We start from the raw sequence: 7,855 nt of genomic DNA on the forward strand, positions 1-7,855 counted from the left end.
ATAAATTTTATTGATGCTAAAAGTCTCTAATAAATCTCGGTTCATGATCCTCGGAATCTTTGCGTGCCGAGACTAGACAGACTGCGCCGGTGCCTATTATTACCGCACTTACGACTATGAATCCTTTTACCAAACCGTAAATACCGATAAAGATAAGTATCGCGCCGCCCACGAACAATTTAACCCAAGCTCTGCCATAATGGATCTCCGCCTGACATTCGCTGCATATAACCGCACCGTATCTGACGTCATCCTTGCCACAAAAAGGGCATGTTAAATAATCCGGATGCTCGCTATCCGCCATAAATTTCTCCTTCGAAAAATATGGTTATATTATATATGAGATGGACTTAATAATTTAAAAATAGAGGAATTTTAGCGGCGTAGAGCCGCTAAAATTTAAAGATTTTCGAATGGATTTGTGACCACGTCTTTGCGATCGACGATGTAAGGTATGAGGGCTGCTTGGCGTGCGCGTTTGATAGCCTTTTCTACCATCTCTTGGTATTTTTTGCTGGTGCCGGTTAAGCGGCGCGGCATAATCTTAAAGCGCTCGCTTAAGCAGTGCTTTAGCAGCGCCGTGTCCTTATAATCGATAAATTCGATCTTTGCTTCCGTAAATTTGCAATACTTTCTAGTATATTTTCTCTTATCTGCCATGGTTTTTCCTTAATTAAAATGGGATCGTATCGTTGCCGTCATCGTATTTATCGGCATCGACGTCGACTTCCGGAATCGTGCTTTCGTAACTCTGCTCTTTTTGTTTAGGCGCGTTGTAATCGTTTTTTGCGCCTCTAGGATTTGAGTTTTGTCTATTAGCATAGCTATTTCCGCCGCCGTAATTACCGCCGCTATAGTTAGAATTTCCTCCGCCGTAGCCGCCGGAGCTTCCGCCATAATTGCCGCCCTCGTAATTGCCGCCTTGATTATAGCCGCCGCTTCCACCTTGATTGCTTCCTAGCATCTCCATCGTATCTACGCTGATGGAGTGCTTGCTTCGGTTCTGTCCGTTTTGATCCTGCCACTGATCTAGCTTCAAGCGGCCCTCGATCAAAATTTTACTGCCTTTTCGCAAGTATTGGTTTGCGATCTCGGCCGTGCGACCGAAAAAATCTATGTCTATAAAGCACGTTTCTTCGCGTTTCTCGCCGTTTGAGCTATTGTATCTGCGCGTGACGGCGATGCCGGTTTTGCCTACGGCGGTACCCGTTTGCAGATATCTAAGCTCGATATCTCGGGTCAAATTACCTACCAAAACTACTTTATTGAACATATTTTATCCTTTATTCGCCCTCTTTGGCTGCTTCTTCGGGTTCTTTCGGCTCTGCCGGCGCTTTTGGCTCGCGCTCTTTTTTCGCAGGGCTTAGCTTGATACCTTTGCTTAGCTTGTCCCAAGCGGAAATTTCGCGCTTAGTCTCATATTTGACGGTCAAAAATCTAATGATATCTTCGTTGATGCGCAGATTTCTAACAAGCTCGGAGATCAAGCTCGGCTCGGCTTTAAAATAGATTACGAAATAAACTCCGCGCTCGTATTTATCGATCTTATAGGCTAGCTTTCTAGCGCCCATTTCGATCACGGAAGCGATCTCTCCGCCGTTTTTGGTTATGATTTCTTTGACGAAATCGACTTTTGTTTTAACTTCATCGTCGGTAAGCGTGGGCTTAACGATGAATAAAACCTCGTAATTTCTCATAAATTCTCCTTATGGATTTTAGCTCGCAAACAGCGTCTGCGGGCAAGGATTTTGCAAAAAATGCGAAGGGATATTACTAAAATTTCACTTAATATTTGCTTTTTGCCCGAGCGAACTTAGCAGCATGCGCTGCAACCTCAAAAACGACGCAAGCAAAAGCTCGTCCTTCGCCGCGTTCTTTTCGCTTTTGAGTTCAAATTCCAAATCGTTTAAGTGAGCAAAAATTTTATAAAACGTCCGCGTTGAAAAGCTGGTGGCGTAGCGCTGCATCTGTGCGGCCACGGAAGGTGGCGGCTGATAGCCTAAAACCGCCTTAAAATCAAATCTGCCGCTTATCTTCACGTAAGCATGCAGGCGAAAAATTCTATAAATCAAGCGGTAGAAATAATTTATCAGCTCCATCTCGTTGTATCCGCCGCCAAGAGCCATTTTGTAAAAATCTACGCGAAAATCGCAAAGGCCGAAAATTTTATCGAAAAGCTCGTCGTAGCTTACCTCGCTAAGGCCATAAACCATCAAATTTACGTTTTGCAGGCTAAGCTCAAGCCCCAAACTTGCAAATTTCTCTATCTCGCTCGCGCTTAGGCTCAGGCTTTCGTTGTGGATGGCGTAGATCCTGCTAAGCGCGGCGGTGTTTGCAAAAAGCCCGCACATCTCGCATTTTTGCGCAAGCAGCGCTATGGCTTCGTTTACGCCCGAGGGTTTGAAAAACCTCACTTCGTTTCGTTCAAATTCTTTGATAAAATCCACGCTTACAGAAATTTCGCTATCGTTTAGCTCGTAGATCAGATGGTTATTCGCGTCCGACTTGCACAGCGCGATGAGCCTTCGCAACTCCTCTTTTTTGATGAGCGAGACGGTTTTAATGTGAAGCGTGTTGCTGCCGCCAAAAAGCGAGGGCTCCAAAAAGCTTCGCGCCTGCTCAAAATCATACTCTAAAAAATACAAACTCAAAAAATTTTCCGAGGCGTAAATTTGCTTCAATCGCTGCGCGTAAAGCTCGTTTGAAAAATCGTCTCCGCCACGCAAAAGCACGAAATTCGGCACCCTGCCGCTTGCGATAAGCCCGTCAAATTCTTTTCTATACATCAGATTTTCTTTACCACCCTGCCTAGGATCACTCCGCTAGCGATGTTTGCATCCGTAAGCTCCACTAGTACGGGCGTTAAAATGTCGCCGGCGAAATTTGAAACCAAAATTTTAGCTCCCTTTAGCTTGTCGTCGAGCTTTGCGGTGACGGAATTTCCGTTTTCGTCGATATAACAGCGGAATTTTTTACCTAAATTTTCTGCGGCCCAGCGCGCAAATTTTCGGTCCATAAAATCAAATGCGACCTTATCCGCCTCGCGCTCTAGCTCGTTTAGCCGCGCGCACGTCGCGTCGATGTTTAAAAGCAGGTAATTATAAAATTTCTCATCCCCCCTCATCTGCGCCTTTAGCAGACGGTGCAAAATGAGATCGGAATAGCGCCTGATCGGGCTTGTGAAGTGCGTATAGTTATCAAATCCGAGCCCGAAATGCCCGCGCGATTCGGATCCGTACTCGGCGCGCTTTTGAGCTTTGATGATGAGCTTATCGACCTCCTCGCGGATACCCATAGTATCGGCTTGCGCTTGGATTTCGCCGATCATCTTAGCGAGGTTGCTCTGATACGGCGCGTCAATACCGAACAGCGCCAGATCGTCAAGCAGCGCGTAAATTTTTTTAAGCTCGGCCGAGCCGTGATTTCTAAAAACGCCTCGCTCGATGCGCGCCGCAGCGGCTTTGTTGGCCAGCAGCATACAATCCTCGATGAGCTTGTGCGACGGAGTGTCGGTCTCAAAGCGGGTGGAGCTTATAAAACCGTGCTCATCAAGCGTGATGCGAAGCTCCTTGGTGCGAAAATCAAATCCGCGCTTCAGCCTCGCGCGGCGCAGTCGCTCGCAAATTTCATTAAGCGGCAAGAGCCAGCTTAAAATTTCGGGCTCGCACGCCTTGCGAGTGCGTAAAATTTCATCGACCTCGTCGTAATTAAAGCGGCGCTTTGATCTTATGATCGCTTCGAAAAGCTCCTCTTTTTGCGGGTTTAAATTTTCATCCAAAGAGATTTTAAAAACAAAGGCCAGTCTCGGCAAATCAGGCATCAGCGAGCAGATATTTTCGCTAAGCTCGCGCGGTAGCATCGGCACGGATCGGTGCGGGAAGTAGATCGAAAAGCCGCGAAATTTCGCCTCCTTATCGATCGGCGAGTATTCGCTTACGTATTCGCTCACGTCGGCGATCGCAACGTAAAGCGTGCGCTCTTTTACGTCAAAATAGATCGCGTCGTCGAAGTCCTTGGCATCGATAGGATCGATGGTGCAAAAGGGCAAATGCTGCAAATCCACGCGCTGCGGATACAGCGCCTCGTCCACTTCGCTGCCGAAGCTTGCGGCTTGCTGCTTGCACGCTTCGTTAAATTCGTCGTTTTTATCGTAGATCGCTAAAGAAATTTTCTCATCGACGAAGGGATCGGCCAAGCTTCCGATCACCTCGGTAATTTCGTTCGTTAGATTATCGATCTTTAAAAGGGTGCCTGACGGTAGCTGCTTGAGCGATTTTTGCGTGGCTTTGAGCGGATTTGCGAGACCGGTTTTGACGTTCACGCCTAAAATTTCGCGCCCGAAGCTTTTGGTATAAACCACGCTCGTTAAAAACGCGGGCTTGACGCACATCAGCACCTTTGCGTGCAGGCGGGACTTTCTTGAGCTTAAAATTTTTGCTAGGATCAGATCACCCAGATGCACGCCGCTTAAATATCTGTTTTCAATGATGAGATCTGCTTTGAAGCGATCGTCGAAGCTTTGTAGATAGCCCGTGCCGTCGCGCGCGATGTCGAGCCTGCCGAAAACATAGCCGTCGTTTAGATAGAGCTTGCCTTTGTGCGCGCTGATGGCGCCGATATTTAGGAGGTTGCGCACGAGCTCCTTTTGCTCGCCGCTAAGATCCTTTTCAAATACGCCCGAATTAAAGGCGCGCAAGAACTCTTTCATATCGAAATTTCGCCTTTAGCCTCTAAAAACGCCTCTTGCTCGAAGCCGAACTCGACTAGTAAATTTAAAGCGTTGTCGATGCTAAGCTCGTCGAAATGATGGTAGATATTGACCGCGGTTTTGGCGATCTTTAGCATCGCGTAGCGGGATTTGTTCTCAAAAGGCGCGTCGTCGGGGGCGTTTGAATACAGCGCGTCCTGCGCGATCTGCTCTAGCCCGAAATGCGCAAATAGCGCGTGCGAGACGCTTTCGCGGTTCGTGCCGCTAAATTCCATCTCCACGTCGGTAAAATCCTGCGGAAAGATCGAGCCCTTGATGGCGTGGTAAAATTCCTCCGCCTTGCCCGCCGCACACACCTGCTCGTCGATAAAAACCCGCCCGAACTCCACTAAAATCACGCTTGAAAGGATGCTTTGCTCGATCTGCGGGTAGGATTTTATCCACGAAAACATAAGCAGATTTCGCAGCAGCGAGACCTGCGTGAGCTTTTCGCGGTCGATGCGATACGCCTGCAAATCGGGCTTTAGCATAGCGTCAAATACGGCGAATAGAAAAAACGCCCGCATCTGCTCGCGCCCGTAAAGCTCGAACGCTTGCTGCAAATTTAGCATCTTTAGTGCCGTGTCGCCCTGCTCCTGCTTCGCCGGCTGCTCTCGCCCCTGCTCCTGCGCCTTTCCCCATTCTTGCCCCTGCTCTCGTCCATGCGCTCGTTCGGCTTGCGCGGAAATGCTCGAACCTAGCGCGCAATCAGTTCTCGCGGCGACATGCTGATTTTGTCGCTGCGTATCGCTTGCTGCTTGCAAGGGGTTAAATTTAAAATTCTCGTCGCTGTAGTTCACGCCGCTTGCGTCATTTGAGTGATTAAATTTAGGACTGTCGCCCCGCACTGCTAAATCTGCGCCTTTTTGCTCGCTCGCGGCGCACTCGTTTTGCCGCCACTCGTCTGCGGCATCTTGCAAGCCGCATCCTATGGGCTCCGTGCTTTGGAGATCGCACCGCTCATCTGCGGTAGCGAAATTTTGCCTCGCGAGCCCTTCGGCGCTAAATTTAGACAAACCGCAAAAGGCTAAATCTAAAATTTTATCCGCAAGGGGGGCGTTTTTTGAAATTTGCAGAGCGAGCCTGACGTCCGAAACGTCCGCGTCAAACGATGCTAAAATTTTTAAAATTTCATCGCTAAAGCCCGCAAGAGCGCCTATTTTTTGGGTTATAAATTTATTCATTTTCAAAAGCCGTTCAATATAAATTTCGCACAATCATATCAAATTTTAACTCAAATTGCAAAGCAAAACGCCGCCGTTGCGCCAAAATTCCACTTCGGCTCACGAGGCTTTTAAAGTACTTTTTTACGCTAAAAAACGTGGATCGACCTGCCGTTTATTGCGGCGGCAAAACCGAAATTTCAAGCGCAGTTTTATAAAATTTTAATCCCCTTTCGTATAGAATGCCTTAAAATTCCGTTTATAAAGAGCTCGATTTGGACAAATTTAAAGCCGGTGCTGCGCTAAGGAAAGAAGAGACTAGGGACTACGACAAAGAACTGCTAGTTTTGCGTGATTATTCTGGTTTTCCTTTAATTTTACACTATTTGATTATTTTAATATTTTGGATTACTGCTTCTGGGTTTTGCATTAGTTGCTTAGACGATTTTGAAAGCGGTATTTTAGATTTTGATCGCGACGAAGACGGCAGTCCAAACGATACTTTCCCCGATACGACTCCGGCTTCAACTAAAACTTCTCCGATTGTGATTGATTTAAACGGTGACGGAGTAAAAACAATATCAAGAAAAAACAGTAAAACATACTTCGACCTAGATAACGACAAATTTGCCCAAAACACAGCTTGGATAGATAAAAATGACGGAATTCTCATCAATAAAACCTTAATCACAAATAGCATAACAAACGGAAGCGAACTATTTGGAAATCATACTTTACTAAGAGATGGAAGCTTGGCTAATAACGGATTTGAAGATCTAAAAGAATTTACAAATTTAAATTTACTTGTTGCGCAAGTCTAAATTTGTAAATTTAATAATTTTGTATCGTATTTAAACGATACGACCTGAATTTACAAAAATAGTGAATTTAAGGTTAAAACAAATCAAATTTAAGATTGATTTGTTGTATAATGCAGACTCGCAAAAAAGGAAGTAAAATTGGAAAATTTAAATTTCAAAAACGATATTTTTGATAAAAACAAAAACCGACGAGATTATGATAAAGAACCATTAATTTTACGGAATTATACTAGTTGGGCTTTATTTATCCATTTTTTATTAATTTTTGTATTTTGGGTGATTGTTTCAGTATTCGTTTTGAATAAATTTGATGAATTTGAACATGGAAATTTAGAAATCGATATAGCTATACAAACAGCCATTTTCTTTGGTTTTATAACAACTCTTATTTTGATATTAGATTTTATAAATATTTTATCAATAAAGCCACATTATACTCATTTTTACAACTAAAAAGTTGTGTTTTGTAATCATAACAATAAAATTGATGAAACAATACATTTCCAAGTTATGGGAGATAAAATTGTGCTTCATAATCCATTCGACAATCCAATTGGTTACAATATTTCGCATGTAAAAAAAGAAGAAGGCAAAATGGTTTTTTGTTCTTTTATGCGAATAATTACAACAACAGGTTTTGGTTGGGGATTTTTGAGCGCATGTACGATAATAAATTTTGGCTCTAGGCATAGTTTCGGACTATTCTTGTTGTGTGTGCTTGTTACAATATTTATATTATTTTTAGCTGAATTTTTAGAAATTTTAGTTTTCATGGGAATTTATAAAAAATCAAACAAAACTCTTAAAAATTTTTGGAAATATGCTAGAAAATTTCAAATAAACATAGAGTGGGCTTCGATTGAAAGGTGGAAAATTACTCCGACTATCAATATGTTTTATTTCAATCAAAAAGACCACGACGAGTTGAGGCAGTATATTTTAACTATATTTAACAGAGATATTGACAATAATTTAAAATAAAAATTTTCTTGATACGTACTTTTACCAATATAAATTTTTTCTAATCTTCTACATAAAATTTCCTTTAAATAATTTTCCTTGAACTCTTTAAAATTAGAATTTTTCTCTTCAAATAATTTTTCTATGTTTTTAGATTTTACATA

Annotated in this window: 10 protein-coding genes; 3 read left to right on the plus strand and 7 right to left on the minus strand. The window is 43.6% G+C overall.

Translation table 11 applies throughout. The annotated features are described in order from the left end of the window. Nucleotides 1–16: 16 nt before the first annotated feature. The 7 genes from Q0438_RS10110 to Q0438_RS10140 all read right to left on the minus strand — a co-directional run bounded on the left by Q0438_RS10110 (nt 17) and on the right by Q0438_RS10140 (nt 5,931). On the minus strand, nt 17–304 hold the full coding sequence (locus Q0438_RS10110; protein ID WP_299190599.1) for a hypothetical protein: 288 nt from the start codon (nt 302–304) through the stop codon (nt 17–19). Between the two features lie 95 nt (nt 305–399). Continuing rightward, on the minus strand, nt 400–660 hold the full coding sequence (gene rpsR / locus Q0438_RS10115; protein WP_291937950.1) for a 30S ribosomal protein S18: 261 nt from the start codon (nt 658–660) through the stop codon (nt 400–402). Between the two features lie 13 nt (nt 661–673). Beyond that, nucleotides 674–1,273, minus strand: coding sequence for a single-stranded DNA-binding protein (locus Q0438_RS10120; protein ID WP_299190600.1), 600 nt, complete (start codon nt 1,271–1,273; stop codon nt 674–676). A gap of 10 nt (nt 1,274–1,283) precedes the next feature. Beyond that, entirely contained in the window at nt 1,284–1,697 is a 414-nt protein-coding gene (rpsF, locus tag Q0438_RS10125; RefSeq protein WP_298053749.1) for a 30S ribosomal protein S6, read from the minus strand. 84 nt (nt 1,698–1,781) lie between these two features. Beyond that, nucleotides 1,782–2,786, minus strand: coding sequence for a DNA polymerase III subunit delta (locus Q0438_RS10130; protein ID WP_299190601.1), 1,005 nt, complete (start codon nt 2,784–2,786; stop codon nt 1,782–1,784). Further along, the gene (locus Q0438_RS10135; protein ID WP_299190603.1) at nt 2,786–4,708 is read right to left on the minus strand and encodes a ribonuclease R family protein; all 1,923 of its coding nucleotides are present in this window, start codon (nt 4,706–4,708) and stop codon (nt 2,786–2,788) included. Before Q0438_RS10135 ends, Q0438_RS10130 begins: the two co-directional genes overlap by 1 nt. Beyond that, nucleotides 4,705–5,931, minus strand: coding sequence for a hypothetical protein (locus Q0438_RS10140; protein WP_299190604.1), 1,227 nt, complete (start codon nt 5,929–5,931; stop codon nt 4,705–4,707). Before Q0438_RS10140 ends, Q0438_RS10135 begins: the two co-directional genes overlap by 4 nt. Before the next feature lie 254 nt (nt 5,932–6,185). On the opposite strand from Q0438_RS10140, the gene Q0438_RS10145 reads away from it, so the two are divergent. The 3 genes from Q0438_RS10145 to Q0438_RS10155 all read left to right on the plus strand — a co-directional run bounded on the left by Q0438_RS10145 (nt 6,186) and on the right by Q0438_RS10155 (nt 7,712). Next, on the plus strand, nt 6,186–6,731 hold the full coding sequence (locus Q0438_RS10145) for a hypothetical protein (RefSeq protein ID WP_299190606.1): 546 nt from the start codon (nt 6,186–6,188) through the stop codon (nt 6,729–6,731). Nucleotides 6,732–6,869: 138 nt separating this feature from the next. Continuing rightward, nucleotides 6,870–7,184: a hypothetical protein gene (locus tag Q0438_RS10150; RefSeq protein WP_299190608.1), complete on the plus strand. Its 315-nt coding sequence runs from the start codon at nt 6,870–6,872 to the stop codon at nt 7,182–7,184. A gap of 6 nt (nt 7,185–7,190) precedes the next feature. Continuing rightward, nucleotides 7,191–7,712 (plus strand): hypothetical protein, encoded by a 522-nt coding sequence (locus Q0438_RS10155; protein ID WP_299190609.1) that lies wholly within the window; start codon nt 7,191–7,193, stop codon nt 7,710–7,712. The last annotated feature ends 143 nt before the right edge of the window (nt 7,713–7,855 follow it).

Origin of the sequence: uncultured Campylobacter sp. (genome assembly GCF_938030785.1) — a bacterium.
In the GTDB taxonomy this organism is placed as follows: Bacteria; Campylobacterota; Campylobacteria; order Campylobacterales; family Campylobacteraceae; genus Campylobacter_B.